This is a genomic window from Flavobacterium sp. 38 (genome assembly GCF_057799715.1).
In genome coordinates this window covers 1-23,488 of record NZ_JBYNWZ010000020.1, presented here as the reverse complement: position 1 = coordinate 23,488, position 23,488 = coordinate 1, and the positions used below count along the sequence as shown (strand labels likewise).

Sequence of the window (23,488 nt, the reverse complement as noted above, 5' to 3'; positions counted from 1 at the left end):
TAGATTTTAGATTTTAGATTTTAGATTTTAGATTTTAGATTTTAGATTTTAGATTTTAGATTTTAGATTTTAGATTTTAGATTTTAGATTTTAGATTTTAGATTTTAGATTTTAGATTTTCCTAAAAATCGCTGCGCTCTTTTGGAATTTGGAATTTTAGAAAATTGGAATTTATTTCAAATTATCTACATCTATAATTGCTTGTGCAAACGCCTTAGGATCTTCTTGCGGAACGTTGTGTCCAATTCCTTTTAAAATTCTGTGCTCATATTTTCCTGTGAATTTGTTTGCATAGGCTTTTCCATCCGCGAAAGCGCCATCAAAATCACTTCCTATTGTAATGGTTGGAACTTTAATCTCTGGTTTTGCTGACAAACGTTTTTCTAGAGCATCGTATTTAGATTCACCAACTTCTAGAGATTGTCTCCATCTGTAATTGTGAATCACAATAGCTACATGATCTGGATTGTCAAATGATTGCGCTGTCTGATCGTAGGTTGCTTTGTCGAAATTCCATAGCGGAGAAGCGATTTTCCAGATTAGTTTATTGAAATCGTAAGTGTTTTGAGTGTAACCTTGTTTTCCTCTTTCGGTTGCGAAATAATATTGGTACCACCATCCTAATTCAGCTGTTGGAGGAAGCGGTTTTAAATTTGCTTCTAAATTCACAACCAAATAACCGCTTACAGATACCAAACCTTTTACGCGTTCTGGCCAAAGTGCCGACACAACAACCGCTGTTCTTGCTCCCCAATCGAAACCGCCAATTACGGCTTTGTCAATTTTTAGTGCATCCATAAAAGCGATAATATCACTTGCTAAAGCTGCCTGCTGACCGTTTCTGAAAGTATCTTTTGACAGGAAAGTCGTTGTTCCGAAACCTCTTAAATAAGGCGTAAAAACGTGATATCCTTTTGCAACCAGAATCGGAACGACTTCATTATAGCTGTGAATATCGTAAGGCCAACCGTGAAGTAATATTACTGGAGTTCCGTTTGCTGGACCTGCTTCGGTATAACCTACGTTTAAAAGTCCAGCGTTGATTTGTTTTAAAGTTCCTAGTGAGTTGTTTACTTCAATTGTTTTTTGTTTTGAAGTTTGTGCTTGAGTTAACGCTGTTCCCATAAAAAAAATAGCGATTAAGACTGTTTTTATTGAAATGCTGTTTGTAATTTTTAAAATCGTTTTCATAATTATTTTTTTTTTAGTATTTGATTATCAGTTAATTTCTTCGTCAAAGGTATCTCTACATTGCTTGTTTTGAAAGGAGAAAAAAGGTGAAGTGGACAAAGTTGGGGTTGAAATGGACAGTTTGTGTTTTTGCTACGAAGACACTAAGGCTCTAAGTTTTTACTGCTGTTTTTTTTAACGCAAAGAGCGCAAAGGATCCGCAGAGGGCGCTGAGTTTTTTTGAGCTCAAACTAAGTTTGCTTTAAGTCCACAAAGCTTTGTCTTAAAACTTTGCGGCTTCGCGACTTTGCGAGATTAAAAAAGCATTTTATTACGCAAAGCTTTGCGAACTTTTTTACGTTTACATAAAACCACTTTAGGTAAAATTCTTAGCGTTCTTTGCGTTAAAATCATACGCATTTCAACTTGAAATCTTACTTCACCAATGTTAGAGTCGGTTTTCCTTTTTCTACTATATAAGTCGCTAGTTCGGCTGCTTTGGCATTGGTATTATTTTTAGCCGAATGCACCACGCCTGCCGGTATAAAAAGCACTTCTCCTGCTTTTAGTTTTACGGGTTTTTCGCCTTCAATTTGATATTCTAAAGAACCTTCCAGAACATAAATCACTTCTTCTCCTGGGTGAAAGTGTTTTCCAAATGCTGAATGTGCATCAAAATCAATTCTAGCTTGAATGGTTTCACGTCCCGGAATACTTAGATCGTGTTTTTGCAAATCGGTACGTTTTATTCCAGTCTGCGCCGCAATCTGATTCGGAACTAAAAAGGCTATGATTCCTAAAATAATAATTGCGATTACAATCCATGTTTTTTGTTTTTTCGTTTCCATAACTTTTGATTTTAAATTATTTGTTATCAGTTAATTTATGAGTCAAAAGTATATCGGTAATGCTTCTTACGAAATGAGAAAATAGTTCAAACGGACAAACTTCAGGGTGAAACGGACAATGTGTAAGTTGTGAAATGCTGTATGATTTTAACCGCAAAGCACGCAATGATTTTTTACTTTTGGAATCTACAGAAACGCAAAGAACGCAAAGCTTTGTGGATAAAACTGATGGAAATTGCTCGCAAAGGCGCAAAGGCGCAAAGTTTTTTTTCACGCAGATTTTGGCAGATCTAAAAAGATTTTTTAAAAATAATCTTAAGGAATCTGCTAAGATCTTTTTATCCCGATAGCTATCGGGAGCTTGAAATATGCTTAATTTTCTAAAATAACTTTGCGCCTATGCGTCTTTGCGAGATTAAAAAAACTTAGCGTGCTTTGCGTAAACCTTTGCGTTCTTTGCGGTTAAAACAACGCATAAAAAAAATCAGGTTTAGTATTGCTACCATTCCTGATTTTTCTGAATTATAATTGACCCTTTACTCTTTTATCTTCTACCTCTAAAGCCTCCGCCGCCTCTAAAACCTCCACCGCCGAAACCACCTCCGCCGCCACCTCTTTGGATGTTTTGGAAGTTACGAGTTTGCATTTCTCCGCGGTCTCTTGAAAAAGCAGAACGATCGAGGTCGTTTGTCACATCAGGGCGTCCAGCTTCTCCAAGCGGTTTATCAGGATGCCCAAGCGTTTGATCTGCTTTAGGGAAATTATCTCTCTGGATTCCGTCACCCATTCTAGTTTCACCTCCTAAATTACCGCGTTGTGCTCCGTCGCCGATTCTGGTTTCGCCACCTAAATTTTGATTTGCTTTCGGCTGAATTCGTTCTCCTGCTCCATTCGCTCCTAATCCTTGATTCGGTTTATCACGCTGAATACGTTCTCCTGCGCCATCTCCGCCAAGTTTCTGATTACCTCTATTCTGAATTCCCTCTCCTGATTTTTTGGACGAACCTAAAGTTCCTGCCTGCGTCCAGCCGCCGTTTCCGTTATTATAATGACTCCAGTTTCCGTTAGCATCTCTTTTGTAGACATGTCCGTCGTGACCTGCGTACAGATTATTATTGGTATGAATAGTCGTTCCTCCGCCACGATGATGGGTAATGACACCTTCTTTTCCGCCCGAAGTCTGATAGCCAATTGCAGTTCCGCGTCGCGTCGTAATATGTCCCGTCTGCGCCCACTGATTACCATTTGTTGCAGCAGAATGTCCCCATTGTGCATACGCATTATGACCTTGATTCGTTCTGGCATAATTTCCAGTCCACGGATTATAAGTGCTTGCTGCCGTACGACCACCGTACCAACCTTGAACACTTGCAGAACGTCCGTATCTTCCTGTTGCAGGATTATACCAAGCCGAAGTTCCTGCTGCACCATAAGGTCCGTATACACGTCTTCCGGCCGCATAACCACCCGTCCACGGATTGTAAACCGCTCCTCCTCCATACGCATAAGGCCACGGACGATAAATTGGATACAGTCCGCCGTAATACATATAAGGCGGATAATACCATCCTGTACCATAAGTCAATATCGCGCCAAACGTAGCACCAATTATAAAAGCACCCAAATAACCTGCGGTCGAACTACTTTCAACCGTTGTATCTGTTGTCGTTTGCGTTACATACGTCACATTGTATACTGGCGAACTTGGCGGAATCGTATAAATTTCTTTCGGAACAGAATCGGCTGTTTTCCAAGGTCCGTTTGGACTAGTCGACATAAACCAAACCGCTTGAAAACATAAATAGTACAAATCCCCAACTTTTATAATTTTCTCCTGCGTATTGCTAGCATATTGCATTTTGGTACCCTCAATAGGTTTAAACTGAGGCGTTCCACCATCATACGTTACTTTAACTTTCGCTTCAGCATCCGATTTTTTCAAAATAGCAGTTGTCGGAACCTGAGATAACATTACAGCATCATTCGCTTCCTGCGTTCCTGGCACAGACGACAACACATTGGCACGTGGAGAATCTTTCGGAATCTTAGCAAAGTCAGCTGGCAGACTATTGCTTGCGTACGTCCATGGTCCCGTTAAAGCTTTAGACTTAAACCATCTTCCCGATAATAATACATAATATTGTCCATCAGCTTCACTGGCAAAAACATCATTTTCGGTATTATCGATATACATCAATTTAGTTCCGTCAATTTTCACAAACTTCGGATTTCCGTTTACCGCAATCAATTCCGCAGGTTTATTGCTGTAAAAAACCTCTGGCGCACCTCCAGAAGAAGGCGGCGGAATCATTTTAATCACATCATCAAAATTCTGTCCCGAAGGCAGGCTGCTAAAACCAGCAGGCAGTTTGGTCGTTTTCGTCCATTTGCCTTCAACACTTTTCGAAGTCAGCCAAATATCGTCTACCAATAAATAATAATCTTTTCCTGCTTTATCAAAAAACAAATCCCAGTTGGTATTCACCACATATTGGATATCCGATTTATCAATAGGAACCAAAACCGGTTCTCCCTGCACGATAAGCAAAATAGACGGATTAGTGCTGTAAAAAATAGCAGGCGGATCATTTTTACCCGCAATTCCTTTCGCCGGACTTTTCGTATGACTTATATCAGCCAGAATACGATCTACCGAAATAGGATCTCCACTTTGAGGCAGCGTTTCTTTAAACAATTTTTCCATTTCAGGAACCTTCTTTTTGTCCAAAGCAGGAAAACGTACATCTGTCACCTGAAGATTTTTAATAAAAGCAGTTCGATTGTCCTTATCTACCAACGTTTCCACTTTTACAGAAGCCACGCCCAAAACCTGTTTCCCGTCTTTTGGAGTCAGCGAAAAAGCCACACGCGCCGTAAGTTCTTTAAAATCTTTCCAGTCGTCTACCTGAGGCTGATAATAAACCAGTTTCGCACCGTTATTTTCAGCTTCGCGCGGCCAGCCCCTATCCGCAATCAATGCAGTGTCGGCGCTATCAGACTTTTCCGTTTCCGTATTCAATTGATCTTTATCTTTCTTGCAGGAGAACAAAATCGTACTCAGACAAACTGCAATTAGTAGAAAAGCATTTCTCATAAATTTAAAAGTTAGATTATTCATTAAAAATTTATTCTTCGGTCGTCTTATAAAATTGATTCGTATAAAATTAAATTCACCGCACAAAAAAAACTAGCATTCAGTCCGTTACTTTGTTTCAGATTGTAATTTGAAACCAAATTGTACGTAAATCTTCATTCTTATGCTGATCTAAAGTTTGAATCTGCTTTTGAAAAATGAATTTTGAAGTGAGGATTTTTATTAGAAGCTGTTTCCTGCTATCCGCTTGTATCTTTTTCTTGCTAAAGAAGCAAGAAAAAGGATGCCGCTTCTATCAGGGCTAGGGTTCTTGTTTTCAGAAGAATGATTTTTGGAAACCAGTTTTTATAAAAACGTATTAATTTTCTTAATATTAAAACCATCAAATTTGATATATTTGCTATTCCTAAATTACAGACATATGATACTTAAAAAACTTTTTGCCCATGTGGTATGGTGGCGGCATTGGAAACAACCGTAACGCTTCTGTAAGCGTAGGACACCTTAGCTACATGGGTTTTATATTTCCTAAATTACAGAGTAATGAGTACCAAAACCCTTTCAAAAGAAGCCGAAATCAGGCTGATGAATTTCTTTAACGACAGAATAGACCCTCAGTCTATGGCAAAAGCATTAAGACAGGTAAATTTCACCCTTGCGCTAAACGTGATGAGCGAAAAAGAAAACATCCAGCAAGAAACCAAGTTAAGAGATAATTTCTATTGGTTGAATGAACTAGCCGAAACTTTAAATCCTTATTTAGATGTAGAATAAGGTTTCTTTTTGAAAAAATTAAAACCCTTGGTCTTTTGAGAGAAAGATTGAGGGTTTTGTTTTTTTATTTATGAAATCTATTAACAACAATAAAAAATAAAATTATTAATTAAGATTTTTTAAGCGTTTAGTTCTTTAGTTTTTAAAGTTTATTGCCCCAAAGCATCTTTATTAATTCTAAATCTTCAAGATCAAAATGATCTTCCCAATTATCTTCTAGTGCAAAACCAAAATTTTCTAACATGAACCAAATTATAAATATCTCAGGTTGAGTGAGCAATAATATTTCATGAAAACGTCTTCTATTCTGATTGTAAATTTTTTGAATCTTAACTTCATTTTCATTCAAGAATCCTTCAATATTATTGATAATTTGTTTTTGAGCATTTTCTGACTGTAGATAGTTTAATATAATATTAATATGTCTTAGTGATATATCTCTATCAAAATCTAGCTTTGCAAATTTGTAAAATTTACCTTCTAATTTTCTTAAAAGCTTATAACTATTATTGTCATAATCTTTTAAAGCCTTATTTACTATTGAGAATTCATCGTCTGCGAGTTCGTATAAAGATAATAATCTATAGACTTTTCTCTTTAAATTCACAGGCATATTTGCTTCCTGTTTGTAAGAAAGTGAATGAGATGTGTTTGACCAAGCATGTTGATTTAATGTACGCACTTGAATCTCAAAAATAAGATCTTTATATACACTATACTTTTTAAACTCTTTTATTGAGCATTTAATAGTAGAATCATAATGATTTGAAATATAATCTAATTTATCAAAATCTAAATGTTCCTGTTTATACTCAATATTTTTAACATCAAAATTCTTGCGTAAAAAATCATCTAATATTTCCATTTCTTCCTGAAACTTACATATTATTCTAATTCCTAATTTATCATTTAAATGATTATATGAATAATCTTTTTCAAGTTTTTTCTTTTTAATTTTTTTTATAATGCTCAATAAATCTTTCGTTCTGTAATGTATTTCAGGTATTATTTCGTAGTCCGTAATCTTATTTTTTATGAACTTATTAACAATTTTACCTAATTTTTCATACTTAATTTTATCGTCGTTCCATAAATCAACTATTTCCTGAACATTATTCATTACTTTACTAATTTAACTTTTGAGATGATTTCAGCCTTAGTTCTTCCATCTTCTTGAGTTTCTAATTTGACATTATCTTGAAAAGTTCCTTTTTTACCAACAATAGCAATATCATTTGAAAACAACATCATTATAGTCTTTATTTTATTCTCTATGTAATCGTTGTCTTTTGGAAACTCTGACATTCTGAAATTTTTCTCCTTAAGATATTTTCCATAATTATCTTTATCGTAGGTTTCCATATAGTCATTAGCAAATTCTCTCGCACTTATATGTTGCGAGTTTTTTTGCAAATAAGAATTAAGGTCTTGTGTGTATTTTGTTTTTTTTACAGAATCATCAATAGTCTGAATGTAAATTGTAGTATAATCATAAAATTTTTTTGTTGTTGTTTTTGGGTTTTCAAGTGGAATACATCCTAAAAATTTTTCTATAAACCATGTTGTAACTACCTTTTTACTTCTAGGATCAATCTGCAAATCCGCTGTACTACCATCAAATTCAGTATTAAATTTATCTTTATCAATAAACAATCCTACTTTATAAATTCTTGTCTTTTTTGTTAGCATCAAATCTTTAACATTCTTAATGTTAAAAGATTTTGTTATCGGATCTAATTCAAGTTGAGCTCCCTCATCTCTTTCAAGTTTTATAATAATACAAGCTCCTTTATCATTAATATTTGCGTAAATAACAACTAAGATACCTGAAGCATTTTGACCGTCTTGGATCTTGAACAAATACTCTGTTATTTTTTTTGATTTTTCAACTAAATCATTCCCTAATGAGTTAATTATTTCATTAATGTATAATGAAACGGGAGATTCATTTTCAGAATCATAGCAAACTCTTAATTCTTTATTACTCCCTAAAGATTGAACAACTTTATCTTTAAAAAATAATCTAAGGTCATCTGGAAGTGAGCTCTCTTGCTCACTATATTGTGGTTCTTGAGAAAAATCATCCTTTTTATGCTTAGGAATACTGTGAACAATAATTTTTTCAATTGATATAGTACTAGTATCAATATTAATCTCCTTTTTTTTCTTCATTTTTAATACATATTAAAGATTATTCAATCTATATTTTTAAAATAATTCTTGCTGTAATTTACTTGGAGCTTGTCCAAAAACATGTTTAAGAATTGCTAAGCTCCAAGGTTCAAAATCAGCTGCATACTTTACTGTTACCTCTTCAATGTCTATAGCATGACCACTTTTTGAACTTCCTGATTTTTTAACGAGTTCTTCTGACACAATCTTAAAATTCTTATATTCGAAATCTTTCAGTTTAATAGTAAAACAAACTGCTAAATGTCTTTTACTTTTTGGTGTATCTCTATTGTAAATTAAAAATGGATTAATTTCTTTTGGATAAATTGATTCTCCTATTTCTTCAAAAACTTCTCTATTTAAGGTATTCTTGAAAATCTCTAATAATGGACTATTGTTTTCATATCGGTCTTCTTGACGAACATGTCCACCTATGTAAAGTAAATATCTATTACTTTCTGGGGAGCCTTTTTCAGCTTTTTTATCTGATTTTCTAACTATTAGAATTTTAGTTAAATCTTGATTAGTAATAATAGCAATAGGTATTGGCTGAATGTCTTCAGTTTTTTCAACAACGTCACGCTCGCCAAATTGTAATATTTCATTACTTAAAACTGAAATATCATTTATTCCATCTTTCAGTTTATTGGCTAATTGAGCTGGTAAATATCCAACATCCTCTTTTATTAAATTTAGGAGAGTATCTAAAGTTTTCTCTGTCACATTTTTATTTACTTCTTCAGGCTTTTCATCGTCTGAGGTTTCAAAAAAAACTAATTTATTAAACTTTTTTTCGTACTTCTCTATACAATTGTCAATTGATTTGTTAAATGACTTCAAAACATGTTTATTCATAATCGAGCCTGATTTCTCCGTAAGTAAGAATGAGAATTCTCTCTTCATACAAACATCAGGGTTTGCTTTAAACACTAAAGTCAGATCAAACAAGCTTGATAAAATTTTACTCCCTATTAATAAATTCTCGTAAGAATTAAATGTTTGATCATCTAGATAAGGACATTCTTCATTAGAATTATTTAACCAATCGAACCAACATAAAGCATCAAATATTGATCGATCAACAAGAATAAAGTCTATATTATTATTTGAGTAATGCTTAATAATCTCAGTGAGAGAAGAAAATAAGGTCCAAGTATTAAAGTGTGGGTGTGTTTTATTTGTAATTGGGCAAAAAGCAGCCATTTCATGAATCACTTCGGTATTAAAGCCGTTGCGCTTTAAAAAAATATTTAGTGCAGAAATAGAAGTTGTTTTTCCAGATTTTGGAGTACCGCAAAATTCAATTAAAACTGGACGTCTTTTTCCATGTTTATCTTTTAATGTTTTCAATAACTTTGCCTTGTCTTCTAATAATTTTATTGATTCCTTATTTGCCATTTCCTTGTTCACTATTTGAGTCAAAACTTTTTTGAACTATATCTTTACCTATTTTTTCTAACTTATCGATTACATCCCCCGAAGAATACCCAATAAAAAATGAAAAAAACATACATGAATAAACAAATCCATCATTTAATTCAGGTGATTTTACCATAGTAGAAACTCCCATTTTAAAAGATAAAAAAAGCAGTAATCCTAAACCTACTGAAAAAATTGGCCTAAGTAGAAAATAAAAGACAATTCCAGTCTGTCTAATTTTATCTTGATCACAAACTGGCTCGACAATATCAAGATTTATACAAGCTTTGTAAAGCTTTCTTATATAAAATATACTACTACCTAAAAGAGGAAAGACTATACATCCTAAAATTGAAACCTTTTCAATACTTATTAAATTAATTATTTCTTCTTTCAGACAAACCAAACTTGCCGAAAATATTGTTGACATAATCAATAGAAAAGATAAGTACCTATATAATATGGTTCTATTTCTTTTATCTAATTTGAACCATTCATTCTTTTTATTCATGTTTTAATTTTTTTTTATTATTTATATCCAAACAAATTTCACTATTTATAACCTATTGGGATTACGGAAAACCATAAATCAACTTAAACTTTCAACAATAATAATTATAAAAAAATGCTAACCAATACGTATTTATACCTGATTTGACCGAAACAATTGAAGATCAAAAAACATATAAAACAATTCAATATTATAAATTATTTTTATAACAACTAAAAATTATTAATTTGATTAATAACCACCTTCCCTATACCTTTGTCTCATCAAAATCAAAGAAATGATTTGAACATCTTAAAAAATAATTTAAAAAATAGAAATCATGAAATTTACAAGAAGAGCAAACGCAAACTGGAAAGGTACAGGAATGGAAGGAAAAGGAACCATTAGTACACAAAGCACAACTTTAGACAATGCACAATTATCATTCAAAACTCGTTTTGAGCAAGGAGTTGGAACCAACCCTGAGGAATTAATCGCAGCGGCACATTCGGGCTGTTTTACAATGCAATTAAGCTTTTTATTGTCTGAAGCTGGTTTCGTTCCAGAAGATTTAGACACTACCGCTAAAGTAACTTTTGAAGACGGAACTATTACTTTAATTCAGTTAGAACTTACTGGAAAAGTACCTGGAATTTCTGCAGAAGATTTTCAGCAAACTGCACAAAAAGCAAAAGAAATTTGTCCAATTTCTAAGTTGCTGAATACTGAGATTAGTTTAGCAATCACTTTATTATAAATAAATTCCAAATTTTAAAATTCCAAATTCCAAATCACTTTGCGGAATTACTTGTGTGATTTGCTTAGTATTTTCGCTATAACTCATTTCGTACAAAGCTTTGTCCTCCTGAGCGGAGTCGAAGGATGAACCAGAAATTCTTCAAAGAATATCACCAATCTTTGCGGAGCTACTTGCGAAGATTCCTCGTTCCTCGGAATGACAAAACTGTGGGGAAACGGAATTCCAACAAATAATCAAAATCAACAATCTAAAATTTTATAAAAATGAAAACAATATTTAAAAGCTTTTTAGCATTCGCAGTAATAATTTTTAGTATAGCATTCACAAACGTAAACGCACAAACTAACCCTAAAATTAAAAATGTCGTATTGGTTCACGGTGCGTTTGCAGATGGATCTGGATGGCAGGGTTTATACAAAGTATTGACTAAAAAAGGCTATAATGTAACCATCGTTCAGAATCCGTTGAGTTCTTTGGAGGATGATGTGAATGCTACAAACTTAGCTTTAGACAAACAAGACGGACCAACTATTTTGGTGGGCCATTCTTGGGGTGGAACTGTAATTACAGAAGCTGGAAATCACCCGAAAGTAGCGGCTTTGGTTTACGTAGCGGCTTTACAGCCTGATAATGGCGAAAATTCTGTTCAATGGCTACAAACTGCTCCTCCAGCTCCAGAAAATGGTGTATTGCCTCCAGATGAAAAAGGAATTGCGTATTATGACAAGGCTAAATTCCACGCTGGTTTTGCAGGAGATTTGAGCAAAGAACAAGCCGATTTTATGTATGCTTCGCAAGGTGCTTTTCATGCACAAGGTTTTTTAACCAAAATAACTAAAGCGGCTTGGAGAACTAAACCTTCTTACGGAATCGTAGCGACTGAAGATAAAAGTATCAATCCTGATATCGAACGTGCCATGTACAAACGTTCTAACACCAAAATCACGGAGATTAAAGGTAGCCATGTGGTGTTTATTTCTCAGCCAGAAAAAGTGGCAAATGTGATTATTGATGCTTCGAAAAATTAAATTCCAAATATTTTAAATTGCTTCGCCTGTTCGCTATCGCTCGGGTCCAAATTCCAATGGATTGGGAGAAGCTTCAAATAAAAAAATCCAAAATCCAAGTTCTCTTGTCTTCCTGAGCGAAGTCGAAGGACACGCAAGTAGCTCTGCAAAGAATGTCGCCAATCTTTGTAGAGTTTCTCGCGAAGATTTGCTTCGCCTGTTCGCTATCGCTCGGGTCTCCTTCGTCGAAATGACAAACTGGACGTAAAAATTCTAAGTTACAGTATAGCTTGGAATTTGGAATTTTCATATTGGAATTTTAAGATATCTTACTGATTGCCTTTATAAAATAAGGCGAATCGTTCCAGCGGATTTTTTTATAATTGAAATCTTTTTTGAGTGATTCGGGAAGGCAGTTCCAGATCGCTTCATTCATTTTTTCCAGTAGCAATTTTTTGGAGAAAGAATCGGAAACTACTAGACTTATTTCTCTTACGGGAACGGGTTCTTTGAAAGGTTTAAAAAGTCCGCCTGATTCATTTATAGTAGAAAGTTTAGGAATAATGGCAAATCCTAAATGGGCGCGAACTAGATTCTTTAAAGTTTCTATCGAATTGATGTCGTATGTAAATTGCTCCTTAATTTTATCAGATGTTTTTAGTCCGCATATGTCTAGCAATTGTGCGTTGTAGCAATATTCATGATGCAGTAATAACAATTCTGTTTTGTCGCCGGGCTGCATTTCGTAAAACTCCTCATTTGCCATAGGATGCGTCTGGTTTAAATAGGCAACAAATGGCTCTTTAAAAACAACATGCTCAATTAAATTTGGGTTTCCGGTTGGTGTCGCCATAATGGCAACGTCAATTGCACCTGTTTCTAAATCACGCATTAAGTGCCCCGTATATCCTTCTTTAATAATAAAATGTACATTTGGCGCCGCTTCTTTCATGGCCTGAATAAATAACGGAATCAGATAAGGCGATAAAGTGGAAATAATGCCTAGCTTCAACTCCCCTTCCAACAGATTTTTTTCGTTGATCACAAAATCACGAATTTCATCGACTTCGCGAAGTATCTTTTTGGCTTTATTAATAATTTCAATTCCCAAAACAGTTGGTGTCAACGGCACTTTATTTCGATCAAAAATCTTAATTCCGATTTCTTCTTCTAGATTTTTTAACTGAATGGTCAGTCCAGGCTGTGTTACCATACAAACTTCGGCAGCTCGTGCAAAATGGCGTTCTTCGTCTAAGGCTACAATATATTTTAACTGCTGGATAGTCATTTGTTTTTTAGCTACTAAGTTACTGAGATGCTAAGGTACTAAGTTTTTATTTTTAATTTCTAATGAAAACTTTGTCAAAGTTTTGAACTTTGACAAAGTTGCTGCTAAACGCAAAATTATTTAGAATGCAAATAAAAACCATCTTTTTCATAAAAAACAAAATCCAAAGCATCCAACTTATCGTACATATTTATGAACAGCGTAACGGAATGGAGTAAATGCAGATGGAGTAGTTTTTGGAGCATATTGCGTTTATCATTCTTAAATGATGTTTTTTCAAAATAAACTTATTTGAAATCAAAAAAGCGATCTTAACGGATCGCTTTTGTTTTTATACTCAATAAGAAAAGAACTTAGAAGCTCAGTACCTTAGCAGCTCAGCACCTTAAGATAAAACCATTCCTCCATCCATAATAATATCTGCCCCAGTCATAAACACTGCAGCTTCACTACTTAAATGCGACACCATTTTAGCGACGTCTTCTGCCCTTCCCATTTGTTTTAGCGGTACTTTTTCTACTACAACATCCATAATACCATTTACGGTAGCTTCGTCTAAACCTACTTTTTTCATGACTTCGGTTTCAGTTGGTCCTGGGCTTACGGAGTTTACTCTAATTTTTCTTGGTGCTAATTCTAACGCTGCCGATTTCATAAACGAATTCAAAGCCGTTTTACTCGCCGAATAAACCGAAGATCCTGGCCCTGCCATACTCGCAGTATTTGAAGAAAGAAATACTACAGAAGCTCCGTCTTTCAAAATCGGAATAAATTTGCTTAAAGTAAAAAAGGCTCCTCTTAAATTGACATTCATAATACTGTCGTACAATTCTTCTGTAGTTTGTTCGATTGTTCCCAAACCAGCAATTCCTGGATTGATAAACAAAATATCAACCGAATCAAAATCGGCTTTTACTTGAGCAGCCAATTTTTCGATATCCGCAACATTCGATTGATCCGCTGTGAAGGCTGTAACGCCTAATTCTAAAGCGGCTTTTTCAATCGCTTCTTTTCTTCTTCCGGTAATAATCACATTCGCGCCTTGCTCTTTTAATTGTTTGGCTGTTGCATATCCTATTCCGCTGTTTCCGCCTGTTATAACGGCTGTTTTATTTTTTAGATTTTCCATTTTTTAATATTTAAAAATTATTTAGCAAATTTAAGTTCAAATTGGTATAACTTTGTAACCAGTTACATGGAGTATACCAAACTAAATAATTCAATCCGCGACGATGGGGTTATAGCCACGAATTCACGAATTATTTTTTATAATCTGTGCGAAAAAAATGTGATTAATTACACGAATTATATTGATTGATATTCAATCAATATAATTCGTGAGGAAAGCTTTAAAAAAAAAATTCGTGAATTCGTGGCGGAAAAAAAAAAATGAATAATGGAAAGAAATCAGAAAGAAGAAGTGCAGGCTTTGCAAGACACTTTGCATGTGTTGGGTGGTAAATGGCGTTTGCCGATTATCAATTCGATTTGCAACGGAAATCATCGTTTTAGAGAAATTGAGCGCAGTATTCCGGGAATAACGACGCGCATGCTTTCGCGCGAACTGAAAGAAATGGAAATCAATATGCTGATTAAAAGAACAGAAGACCGCGATGCTGAAATTCAGGTAAAATACGAATCTACGCCGTATTGCAAATCTTTTGCTCCAGTGATCGAAGAAATGATCAAATGGGGAAAATCGCACCGAAAAGAAATCATCAGAAATTCTTAAAAACAGATACATTTTATGTAATTGATTTCTCTAAATACAATAGGCAAACAAACTTAAAAAGTACTTAAAAATATCTTTGTTTCGAGATTTTCAGCTATAAAAATCTTATCTTACAGAAGACTAAATTCGGTTCTGTTGGCCTTATCGGAATCTGTAACTAATTTTAAAGCTAGAAAAATGAAACACTTATTACAATGGACCATCATAATTCCGATTCTCTCTTGGATATTGCTCTTCAGCGGGTTGATAGAAAACAGCGCAGTTTTTCAAATTTTGGCAAGTATACTGCTTATTCTGAGCGTTATGTCGGCTGTGCATCATTCTGAAATTATTGCAGAACGTGTTGGAGAACCTTATGGAACGATTATTTTGGCTATTTCAATTACCGTAATTGAAGTTTCTATTATTGTTTCTTTAATGCTTTCTGAAGGTACAAACGCTGTTTCTCTGGCTAGAGATACCGTTTACGCTGCAACAATGCTTATTCTAAACGGAATTATAGGTTTGTGTCTTCTTATTGGAAGCATTAAACATTACGAACAGAATTTTTCTACTTCGTCAGTAACAATTGGTCTGGTTTCCCTAATTTCTATTATCGTTTTCACTTTGGTATTCCCGACTTTTACCGAAAGCGTCCACGGTTCTTTTTATTCAACACCACAGCTAATCTTTGCTTCTATTGCCTGTATTGTCATTTATTCTTCTTTTCTTTTTGCCCAAACTAAAGGCTATCGACAATATTTTCTCAGCAATGGAACCGATGAAGAAGCTAAAACGCATCCGATAGAAATCAACAATAAAACATTTTATACCAGTTTAGCATTTCTTCTGGTAAGTCTGGGGATTGTAGTTTTATTGGCCAAAACGCTATCGCCTACTATAGAAACTATTATTGTTGGATATAATCTTCCGAAATCTTTGGTCGGAGTAATCATTGCCATTATTATTTTATTGCCAGAAGCAATTGCTGCGATTATAGCCGCGAGAAAAAATAGACTGCAAACGAGCTTAAATTTGGCTCTAGGATCTGCCTTAGCCAGTATCGGATTAACGATTCCGAGCGTCGCCGCTGTATGCATCGTTATGAAAATGCCTATTGTTTTAGGTCTTGACATTAAATCTATTGTATTGCTGGCTTTATCTGTTTTTACAGTTATGCTGTCTTTAAGCAAAGGCAAATCGAATATTGTATACGGTGTGGTGCTTTTGGTGAATCTGTTTGCGTTTATGTTTTTGATGATTTATCCTTAATTTTTTTAAACACATAGAAGCATAGATTTTCTTCACTTCAAAAAAGAATAAAAAAAGAAACTAGTTTCTAACACATAGCTCCAATATAAAAGGTTGGAGCGTCGATTTGTTTCACGCAGATATAAAGAGATTGAAGCAGATCATCAATAAAAACGAGTTAGATTATTTACTGTAGGATTTTTGCAATAAATAAATACCAACAAATGAACCTGAAAGGTTCGAATATTTATAGCAATTAATCATTGATAGTTATACGACCCCATCGGGGTCGCACTTTAAACGCTAGAAAAAATTTCTATAAATATTTGAATTCTTCGGATTCTGATGCTGCAAATTATTCTTTATAATAAAAATGCCAAATCTTTTAAACAATCTGATGGATCTATTACCCCGATAGCTATCGGGAGCTTGAAATAAAAAACTTTGTCAAAGTTTGAAACTTTGACAAAGTGAAGCAAATTATATAAAAACGAATCATATATAAAGTCGTTAATTGCCATTACCAGTATTACAACGATATAGTTCCATAAAGCACTAAAAACAACTGTAATAAATGTATTTTTAACACATAAAAAGTATCACAATAAAGACCAAAAGTGAACTATTTTACTCCTCCTTTTTCAGCATTTTTGCCTAACTTAGCGGTCTGCATTTTGAATGTAAAAAATTAAAATAACCATTGTTTTTCTGCAAAACATTGAACTAAAAAACATTACTGTGCTTTTTCGTGCCTTTTTCTGCAAAAAACAGCTTTCTAATAATTTAGTTAATTAAAAACTATGAGCAAATTTGATTTTGGAATTGTAGGACTTGGTGTAATGGGCCGTAACCTACTTTTAAATATCGCCAGCCATAACTTCGCGGCTGCAGGTTTAGACTTAGATACCGAAAAAGTTAACTCTCTTCAACAAGAAGCCGATGCCAACCACACCATCGAAGCGACTACAGATGTAAAACATTTCGTTGAACTTATTCAGCAGCCAAGAGCCATTATGTTATTGGTTCCTGCGGGAAAACCTGTTGATAGCGCTATTGCAAGTTTATTGCCTCATTTAGATAAAGGAGACATTATTATTGACGGTGGAAACACCTATTTTACGGATACTGACAGAAGATTTTTAGAATTGTCTGAAAAAGGAATCCATTTCTTCGGAATGGGTATTTCTGGCGGTGAAAAAGGTGCAAGACGCGGACCTGCAATGATGCCGGGAGGTGATCAGAAGGCATACGAGAGACTTCGTCCTATTTTTGAAGCGATTGCTGCAAAAGTTGACGGCGAACCTTGCGTAGAATATCTTGGAAATGGTTCTGCTGGAAACTACGTAAAAATGGTGCACAACGGAATTGAATACGGAATCATGCAACTAATCTCTGAGATTTATGACTTAATGAAAAGAGGTTATAATTTGGATGATGAAACGATTCAGAAAACTTTTGCTGAATGGAACGAAACCGATGATTTGAGATCGTATTTGATTGAAATCACTGGAAATATCTTAAAACAAAAAGACGAAGACGGAAGTCTTTTAATCAATAAAATTTCGGATTGGGCAAGATCTAAAGGTACAGGAAAATGGACTTCGCAAAACGCGATGGACTTACAGGTTCCAGTTCCAACAATCGACGCAGCGGTAAACATGCGCGATATGTCTAAAACGAAACCAGAAAGAATTGAAGCAGCTAAGAAATTGGTTTGGAATGCCAATGAAAGTAGTGTAAACGAAAGCGAAGCGATTGCCGCTTTGAAGTCGGCTTTATACTTTTCTATCGTCGTGACTTACGCTCAAGGATTGGCTCAGCTTCATACCGCTTCTAAAGAATACAACTACGGATTAAATCTGGAAACGGTGGCTAAAATCTGGCGTGGCGGATGTATTATTCGTGCGACAATTTTGGAAGATTTCAGAAAGGCTTATGTAGCGAAAGCAGATTTGCCAAACTTACTTTTAGACAGCGGAATTGCTTCAAAATTAACCGAAAACCAAGGCGGAATGAGAGCTGTAATTCAGTTTGCTGTTTTGAAAGGATTACCAGTGGCAGGATTAATGAATTCGCTAGCTTATTTTGATGCCTACCGATCTGCTCAGTTACCAACCAATATGATTCAGGCACAACGTGATTACTTTGGAGCGCATACTTACGAAAGAATAGACAAAGAAGGCGTTTTCCATACACAATGGGCTGAATAACCAAAAAAGAACAACACAACCACACACAATGACTAAAAATAAACTAAAGAATCCAACAATCATTGTTATTTTTGGAGGAACCGGAGATTTGGCAAAGAGAAAACTCTTTCCCGCTTTTCAAAATCTGTACCTTGACGGACGTATGTCTGAAAAGTTCCAGATTATTGCGCTTGGAAGAGCAGAAAAAACCAATGAAGATTTTCGCAGTTATGTTTTAGAAAATCTAAATCTATTTTCAAGAAAAAAAGGAATTGCGGACCCAGAAACAGAAAAATTCCTTTCTCATATCACGTATCACAGTCTTGATATTGACAAAGAAGAATCGTATATCGGATTGAACGAAAAAATCAACAATTTTGACCTGGCTTTTGGCGAACGTGCCAACCGTCTTTTCTATCTTTCGATTACGCCTTCTTTTATTTCGACAATTTCGAGCAATATCAAAAAAATCGGTCTTGCGGCAAATCCGAAACAAGATCGTATTATTATCGAAAAACCATTTGGTTACGATAAATCTTCTGCAATTGAATTGAATGAAATGCTTTCGCAAACTTTCAAAGAAGAGCAGATTTATAGAATTGACCATTATTTAGGAAAAGAAACGGTTCAGAATATTTTAGCTTTCCGTTTTGGGAATTCAATGTTTGAGCCTTTATGGAGCCGTAATTTTATTGATTTCGTACAAATTACCGTTGCAGAAGAAGTCGGCGTTGAAGAACGAGGCGGATTCTACGAAGGTGTCGGAGCTTTAAAAGACATGATTCAGAACCACTTGCTTCAGATTTTATGTATGACAGCTATGGAAGCGCCTGCTTCTTTAAACGCTGACGATATTCGTAACAGAAAAGCAGATGTTTTGAAGTCAATTCGTCGTATCAAGCCAGAAGAAGTGGATCATTATATTGTTAGAGGTCAATACGATGCGGGCGCAATAAAAGGCGTTCCAGTTCCGGGTTACCGCCAAGATAAAGGCATTGCACCAGATTCTAATACAGAGACTTATGTTGCGATGAAAATTTATCTGGACAACTGGAGATGGCAGGGCATTCCCTTCTATTTGCGTTCAGGAAAAAGAATGGAAGAAAAACAGTCTTCAATCATTATTCAGTTTAAACCAGTGCCGCATTCTTCGTTTTCTTACGGAAAAGAAGGCATGACACCAAACAGACTGATTATCAATATTCAGCCATCAATGGACATTAAACTGCAGTTTATGACCAAAAAGCCTGGTTTATCCATGTCTTTAAGACCAGCTGAAATGATTTTTGATTATTTCGCTTGTTCAACCATGTCACCAGAAGCATACGAAACCTTAATTGCCGATGCATTATTGGGAGATCCTACTCTATTTATGCGTTGGGATCAGGTAGAAGAAGCTTGGGATGCAATTGATACGATTCAACAAGTTTGGAAGACAACTGCTCCAACCAATTTCCCAAATTACAAAGCAGGAAGCTGGGGTCCTGAAGAAGCTGACGAATTGTTAGCGCGCCAAGGCCACAAATGGATTCCGAATACACAAACAAAAGAAGAAGTTTTAAATGACACAGATTTATAATAACACAGAAGAAATTAACACTACAGCTGCAGATCTTTTTGTAACAGCTGCAGAAAAAGCTATTGCTGCAAAAGGCAAATTTACAGCTGTTCTTACAGGAGGTTCTTCTCCTGCGGGAATTTACAGATTATTGGCTTCTGATGCTTACAAAAGTAAAATAGACTGGAGTAAAGTTTATATTTTTTGGGGAGACGAAAGATGGGTTCCGCTAAACGATGATTTGAGCAATGCTAAAATGTCGTATTCAACATTATTGAGCCACGTTCCGATTCCGCAAGAAAATATCTTCGAAATGTACAAAGACGGTGTTACTCCAGAAGAATATGCTGCCACTTACGAACAGACTATCAGAAAGATTTTAGGCGAAGAAGGAAAATTTGACCTGATTCTTTTAGGTATGGGAGACGACGGACATACGGCTTCTCTTTTCCCTGGTGAAGCGGTTTTAGAAGAGCAAACGAAATGGGTTGATGCTTATTATTTAGCGCCTCAAAAAATGTATCGAATTACATTGACTGCCCCATTAATCAACAAAGCAGAAAAAATTGTTGTAGTGGCTTTCGGAGAAAAGAAAACACATGCTTTAAAAGAAGTTACAAAAGGAGAATACAATCCGACTCTTTACCCAATGCAATTGATTAAACCCGTTTCTGGTGAATTATTGTTTTTAGTAGACAAAGCTGCTGCTGGAACAAACTAAGAAATTGTTTTATAATTATAGAAATTAAGGTTTACGCTGAAAAGTATAAACCTTTTTTTATTGAAGTTTCACGCAGATTAAAAAAGATTTAAGCAGATCAACACAGATTTTTTTAATTCCTCGCTCGCAGATTTAGCAGATATGACAGATAAAACATTTAAAAAAATCCGCTGAATCTGCAAGATCTGCGGGAGTAAAATTTTAGCCAAAGTATAACCTTTTTTTTCTCTCGCAGATTTAGCAGATTTGGCAGATTAATTTAAAAAATCAGCTAAATCTGCTTCAATCTTTTTTTAATCTGCGTGAAACAAAAAACACACAGCCGTGAAAAACAAACATTTACAAAGAATATATTTCTTTTTTATCTAAATTTGCATAATACTCTCCTATTCAATCAATTGACTATTCTCCCTTAGCAGACTTTTATACGAATTATATAATTTCAAATCCAATTTTGCAATGAAATATAATTACTTCCTAATCGCTGTTTTTCTTCTTTTTGTTTGCTGTAAAGATAAAAATACAGAACCCAAATCTGTTAAAGTTAATGCAACGCAAGGCTGCTACATTCCGAAGACGAATGACAAAGATTGGTATACGCAAAATAAAAAAGCACCAAAGTTTAAAGGCCTTGATGGCATTTCTTTTCAAATTTCTACGAATAATCCAGAAGCGCAGGACTATTTCAATCAGGGATTAATGTTAGCTTACGGTTTCAATCACGCCGAGGCTGCGAGATCATTTTACGAAGCTAGTCGTTTAGATCCGAATTGTGCTATGGCGTATTGGGGTTTTGCGTATGTTTTAGGTCCGAATTATAATGGCGGAATGGAAGAAGATAATTTTCAGCGCGCTTATGATGCCGTTCAAAAAGCTAAAAAACTTTCTGCAAAATGCACGCCTAAAGAAATTGCTATGATTGACGCTTTGTCTGTACGTTACGCAAAAAATCCCCCTGCAGACAGAAAACCTTTAGATACAGCTTATGCCGCTGCAATGAAAAAGGTATATCTGAAATTTCTATCAGATCCAGATATTGGAGCGCTTTACGCCGAATCTCTAATGAATCTTCATCCTTGGGATTTGTATGAAAAAGATACTTACATTCCGAAAAAATGGACACCGCAGATATTGGCTATTTTAAACGAATTGATTAAAAAGAATCCTAAACATCCCGGTGCGCATCATTTTTTAGTCCACGCTGTAGAAGCTTCTTCACATCCAGAAAACGGACTCAAAAGTGCTAAATTGCTAGAAACATTGGTTCCTGGTTCGGGACATTTGATTCACATGCCTTCTCATATTTACATTCGTACAGGAGATTATCACGAAGGCACGCTTTCCAATATTGAAGCGGTTAGAATTGATAGCCTTTACTCCACTGCCTGTAATGCGCAAGGCGCTTATCCTCTCGCCTATTATCCGCACAATTATCATTTTTTGACGGCGACTGCAGCTTTAGAAGGAAACTCGCAATTGGCTTGGAAATCGGCACTGACATTACAACAGCATATCTCTCCTAAAATTATGCGTGAGGCTGGTTGGGGAACTTTACAGCATTATTATAGCATTCCATATTACATTGCCGTAAAATTCTCAATGTGGGATAAAATTATGGAAATTCCGCAACCCGATAAAGATCTCATTTATCCAAATGCGATTTGGCATTATGCCAAAGGAATGGCTTATCTTGGAAAAAATGATATTACTAATGCCGAAAAACAGCTCGCTTCTCTCAATAAACTAGCTAAAGACCAAACTTTAAAAGACATCACAATTTGGAATATCAATACCACGTATGATTTGGTTCAAATTGCCAACAACGTTCTTTCTGCAGGAATTGAAGCAAAAAAGAACAACTTAGATAAAGCAACCGTACTTTTAAACAAAGCCATAGAAATCGAAGATCATTTAAATTACAACGAACCGCCTGATTGGTTTTTCTCCGTGAGACATTATTTAGGTGCTGTTCTCCTGAAAGCTGGAAAATATGCCGAAGCTGAAAAAATCTACAGACAAGATTTACAAACGCTTCCCAAAAACGGTTTCGCCCTAATCGGACTTTATAATTCTTTATCCTTACAGAAAAAAGAAAAAGAGGCTTTAAAAATTAAACCCTCTTTTGATGATTCTTGGCAATATGCCGATATGAAGATTGTGGGTTCTTCTAATATTTTGGAGTGATTCTAGTTTTTATGATTTTTATTTTAAAATTTTATTTTTGAGATGTAATCAAAACTTTTATCGATTTAATTATTTCTAAGATAAAAAAAATGCGCAAAGTCAGAGACATTTGCGCAACTTTTTAATTTTAAAACTATTTATGGGAGAAATGCTCAATTATATTCTATAAAATAAAAATCCATTTCATTTTGGAACGAATTTTTACTTTGATTATGTTGTTGAATAATTTTTTTATCCTTAAATCGAGACTATTTATTGGTTTCTATTCTCGCATTTTCATATTCTTTAGAAATTTTTTCACGGTTTTTATTGGCAACAAAAACAAAGCTTACAACCAAAAAAATAATAAATCCAAGAATTAGATACCCCCCTTTTTTATCTGCTTTGAAACCGTAATTCAAAAACTTCTTATCTTTTATAAAAAAATAATAGTTTAATGAGCCTAAAATTACTAAGTAGAAAAATACAAAAAATTCATTTGGCACTAAGACGTTTGAAATATTAAAACAATAATAATCTACGTAAGATAGCATCGCATAAATGCCAAACCAAACTATTAGTGTACTTGTGTTTGTTAATAGAATATTTATTGTCGTAGCATTATTTTGCTTTTTAGGGTTACTTAAAGTGTTGAAAATTCGATATAAAATATAATAATAGTACGTCATAATTTTGGTGTCGGCTTTATAAATAATGTTCTTCCTGTTGAATATTCGTAAATGGCTTTTCCCCTGTCTCGTCCTGAAAAAAGTTTACATATTTATACTTAATCCTAAAATAGATTTACAGTTGAGTTTTAGTCCTATTATAGGTTTACAATGATAGGATTTTTTACGTAATAATTCTTCCATA

General features: G+C 34.7%; 19 protein-coding genes. 9 read left to right on the top strand and 10 right to left on the bottom strand.

The window, feature by feature from the left end:
• Nucleotides 1-171 precede the first annotated feature (171 nt).
• The 3 genes from AC3E9W_RS23055 to AC3E9W_RS23045 all read right to left on the bottom strand — a co-directional run bounded on the left by AC3E9W_RS23055 (nt 172) and on the right by AC3E9W_RS23045 (nt 5,112).
• Nucleotides 172-1,191, bottom strand: coding sequence for an alpha/beta fold hydrolase (locus AC3E9W_RS23055; RefSeq protein WP_488770231.1), 1,020 nt, complete (start codon nt 1,189-1,191; stop codon nt 172-174).
• A gap of 413 nt (nt 1,192-1,604) precedes the next feature.
• Nucleotides 1,605-2,018: a cupin domain-containing protein gene (locus AC3E9W_RS23050; protein WP_488770229.1), complete on the bottom strand. Its 414-nt coding sequence runs from the start codon at nt 2,016-2,018 to the stop codon at nt 1,605-1,607.
• Between the two features lie 544 nt (nt 2,019-2,562).
• On the bottom strand, nt 2,563-5,112 hold the full coding sequence (locus tag AC3E9W_RS23045) for a dermokine domain-containing protein (RefSeq protein ID WP_488770228.1): 2,550 nt from the start codon (nt 5,110-5,112) through the stop codon (nt 2,563-2,565).
• A gap of 543 nt (nt 5,113-5,655) precedes the next feature.
• Between AC3E9W_RS23045 and AC3E9W_RS23040 the strand changes: the two genes are divergently transcribed.
• Nucleotides 5,656-5,886 carry a hypothetical protein gene (locus AC3E9W_RS23040; protein ID WP_488770227.1) on the top strand — a complete coding sequence of 77 codons (231 nt, stop codon included), beginning with the start codon at nt 5,656-5,658 and terminating at the stop codon, nt 5,884-5,886.
• Nucleotides 5,887-6,028: 142 nt separating this feature from the next.
• Here the strand turns inward: AC3E9W_RS23040 and AC3E9W_RS23035 are convergent, their stop codons facing one another.
• The 4 genes from AC3E9W_RS23035 to AC3E9W_RS23020 are packed head-to-tail and all read right to left on the bottom strand — an operon-like array spanning nt 6,029 to nt 9,988.
• Nucleotides 6,029-7,006: a hypothetical protein gene (locus AC3E9W_RS23035; protein WP_488770226.1), complete on the bottom strand. Its 978-nt coding sequence runs from the start codon at nt 7,004-7,006 to the stop codon at nt 6,029-6,031.
• Nucleotides 7,006-8,058, bottom strand: coding sequence for a nucleoid-associated protein (locus tag AC3E9W_RS23030; protein WP_488770225.1), 1,053 nt, complete (start codon nt 8,056-8,058; stop codon nt 7,006-7,008). The genes AC3E9W_RS23035 and AC3E9W_RS23030 overlap by 1 nt, the downstream gene beginning before the upstream one ends.
• 36 nt (nt 8,059-8,094) lie before the next feature.
• Nucleotides 8,095-9,456 carry an NUDIX hydrolase gene (locus tag AC3E9W_RS23025; RefSeq protein WP_488770224.1) on the bottom strand — a complete coding sequence of 454 codons (1,362 nt, stop codon included), beginning with the start codon at nt 9,454-9,456 and terminating at the stop codon, nt 8,095-8,097.
• Nucleotides 9,446-9,988 (bottom strand): hypothetical protein, encoded by a 543-nt coding sequence (locus tag AC3E9W_RS23020; protein ID WP_488770223.1) that lies wholly within the window; start codon nt 9,986-9,988, stop codon nt 9,446-9,448. Before AC3E9W_RS23020 ends, AC3E9W_RS23025 begins: the two co-directional genes overlap by 11 nt.
• Before the next feature lie 319 nt (nt 9,989-10,307).
• Here AC3E9W_RS23020 and AC3E9W_RS23015 point away from each other — a divergent pair, with 319 nt between their 5' ends.
• Together AC3E9W_RS23015 and AC3E9W_RS23010 are read left to right on the top strand one after the other, a co-directional pair.
• Complete coding sequence (locus AC3E9W_RS23015; protein ID WP_488770222.1) at nt 10,308-10,724, top strand: OsmC family protein; 417 nt, start codon at nt 10,308-10,310, stop codon at nt 10,722-10,724.
• 266 nt (nt 10,725-10,990) lie between these two features.
• Nucleotides 10,991-11,755 (top strand): alpha/beta hydrolase, encoded by a 765-nt coding sequence (locus AC3E9W_RS23010; RefSeq protein ID WP_488770221.1) that lies wholly within the window; start codon nt 10,991-10,993, stop codon nt 11,753-11,755.
• A 298-nt stretch (nt 11,756-12,053) separates the two neighbouring features.
• Here the strand turns inward: AC3E9W_RS23010 and AC3E9W_RS23005 are convergent, their stop codons facing one another.
• Entirely contained in the window at nt 12,054-13,022 is a 969-nt protein-coding gene (locus AC3E9W_RS23005; protein ID WP_488770220.1) for a hydrogen peroxide-inducible genes activator, read from the bottom strand.
• A 385-nt stretch (nt 13,023-13,407) separates the two neighbouring features.
• On the bottom strand, nt 13,408-14,151 hold the full coding sequence (locus tag AC3E9W_RS23000; RefSeq protein WP_488770219.1) for an SDR family oxidoreductase: 744 nt from the start codon (nt 14,149-14,151) through the stop codon (nt 13,408-13,410).
• A 267-nt stretch (nt 14,152-14,418) separates the two neighbouring features.
• Here AC3E9W_RS23000 and AC3E9W_RS22995 point away from each other — a divergent pair, with 267 nt between their 5' ends.
• The 6 genes from AC3E9W_RS22995 to AC3E9W_RS22970 all read left to right on the top strand — a co-directional run bounded on the left by AC3E9W_RS22995 (nt 14,419) and on the right by AC3E9W_RS22970 (nt 22,636).
• Nucleotides 14,419-14,754: a winged helix-turn-helix transcriptional regulator gene (locus AC3E9W_RS22995; protein ID WP_111290528.1), complete on the top strand. Its 336-nt coding sequence runs from the start codon at nt 14,419-14,421 to the stop codon at nt 14,752-14,754.
• Between the two features lie 177 nt (nt 14,755-14,931).
• Entirely contained in the window at nt 14,932-16,005 is a 1,074-nt protein-coding gene (locus tag AC3E9W_RS22990; protein WP_488770218.1) for a calcium:cation antiporter, read from the top strand.
• Nucleotides 16,006-16,784: 779 nt separating this feature from the next.
• A complete protein-coding gene (gene gndA / locus AC3E9W_RS22985; protein ID WP_488770217.1) occupies nt 16,785-18,194 on the top strand; it encodes an NADP-dependent phosphogluconate dehydrogenase in 1,410 nt (469 codons plus the stop codon).
• Nucleotides 18,195-18,222: 28 nt separating this feature from the next.
• On the top strand, nt 18,223-19,752 hold the full coding sequence (gene zwf, locus AC3E9W_RS22980; RefSeq protein WP_488770216.1) for a glucose-6-phosphate dehydrogenase: 1,530 nt from the start codon (nt 18,223-18,225) through the stop codon (nt 19,750-19,752).
• Nucleotides 19,736-20,452 carry a 6-phosphogluconolactonase gene (gene pgl, locus AC3E9W_RS22975; protein ID WP_488770215.1) on the top strand — a complete coding sequence of 239 codons (717 nt, stop codon included), beginning with the start codon at nt 19,736-19,738 and terminating at the stop codon, nt 20,450-20,452. The genes zwf and pgl overlap by 17 nt, the downstream gene beginning before the upstream one ends.
• Nucleotides 20,453-20,911: 459 nt before the next feature.
• Nucleotides 20,912-22,636, top strand: a complete 1,725-nt coding sequence (locus tag AC3E9W_RS22970; protein WP_488770214.1) for a tetratricopeptide repeat protein — start codon at nt 20,912-20,914, stop codon at nt 22,634-22,636.
• A 248-nt stretch (nt 22,637-22,884) separates the two neighbouring features.
• Here AC3E9W_RS22970 and AC3E9W_RS22965 read toward each other — a convergent pair whose 3' ends face one another.
• Nucleotides 22,885-23,121, bottom strand: coding sequence for a hypothetical protein (locus tag AC3E9W_RS22965; RefSeq protein WP_488770213.1), 237 nt, complete (start codon nt 23,119-23,121; stop codon nt 22,885-22,887).
• Nucleotides 23,122-23,488: the final 367 nt, after the last annotated feature.

Excerpts from the sequence above, each read along its gene's own strand:
- AC3E9W_RS23055 (WP_488770231.1), bottom strand. The coding sequence starts at position 1,191 with ATGAAAACGATTTTAAAAATTACAAACAGCATTTCAATAAAAACAGTC.
- AC3E9W_RS23050 (WP_488770229.1), bottom strand. The coding sequence starts at position 2,018 with ATGGAAACGAAAAAACAAAAAACATGGATTGTAATCGCAATTATTATT.
- AC3E9W_RS23045 (WP_488770228.1), bottom strand. The coding sequence starts at position 5,112 with ATGAGAAATGCTTTTCTACTAATTGCAGTTTGTCTGAGTACGATTTTG.
- AC3E9W_RS23040 (WP_488770227.1), top strand. The coding sequence starts at position 5,656 with ATGAGTACCAAAACCCTTTCAAAAGAAGCCGAAATCAGGCTGATGAAT.
- AC3E9W_RS23035 (WP_488770226.1), bottom strand. The coding sequence starts at position 7,006 with ATGAATAATGTTCAGGAAATAGTTGATTTATGGAACGACGATAAAATT.
- AC3E9W_RS23030 (WP_488770225.1), bottom strand. The coding sequence starts at position 8,058 with ATGAAGAAAAAAAAGGAGATTAATATTGATACTAGTACTATATCAATT.
- AC3E9W_RS23025 (WP_488770224.1), bottom strand. The coding sequence starts at position 9,456 with ATGGCAAATAAGGAATCAATAAAATTATTAGAAGACAAGGCAAAGTTA.
- AC3E9W_RS23020 (WP_488770223.1), bottom strand. The coding sequence starts at position 9,988 with ATGAATAAAAAGAATGAATGGTTCAAATTAGATAAAAGAAATAGAACC.
- AC3E9W_RS23015 (WP_488770222.1), top strand. The coding sequence starts at position 10,308 with ATGAAATTTACAAGAAGAGCAAACGCAAACTGGAAAGGTACAGGAATG.
- AC3E9W_RS23010 (WP_488770221.1), top strand. The coding sequence starts at position 10,991 with ATGAAAACAATATTTAAAAGCTTTTTAGCATTCGCAGTAATAATTTTT.
- AC3E9W_RS23005 (WP_488770220.1), bottom strand. The coding sequence starts at position 13,022 with ATGACTATCCAGCAGTTAAAATATATTGTAGCCTTAGACGAAGAACGC.
- AC3E9W_RS23000 (WP_488770219.1), bottom strand. The coding sequence starts at position 14,151 with ATGGAAAATCTAAAAAATAAAACAGCCGTTATAACAGGCGGAAACAGC.
- AC3E9W_RS22995 (WP_111290528.1), top strand. The coding sequence starts at position 14,419 with ATGGAAAGAAATCAGAAAGAAGAAGTGCAGGCTTTGCAAGACACTTTG.
- AC3E9W_RS22990 (WP_488770218.1), top strand. The coding sequence starts at position 14,932 with ATGAAACACTTATTACAATGGACCATCATAATTCCGATTCTCTCTTGG.
- gndA (WP_488770217.1), top strand. The coding sequence starts at position 16,785 with ATGAGCAAATTTGATTTTGGAATTGTAGGACTTGGTGTAATGGGCCGT.
- zwf (WP_488770216.1), top strand. The coding sequence starts at position 18,223 with ATGACTAAAAATAAACTAAAGAATCCAACAATCATTGTTATTTTTGGA.
- pgl (WP_488770215.1), top strand. The coding sequence starts at position 19,736 with ATGACACAGATTTATAATAACACAGAAGAAATTAACACTACAGCTGCA.
- AC3E9W_RS22970 (WP_488770214.1), top strand. The coding sequence starts at position 20,912 with ATGAAATATAATTACTTCCTAATCGCTGTTTTTCTTCTTTTTGTTTGC.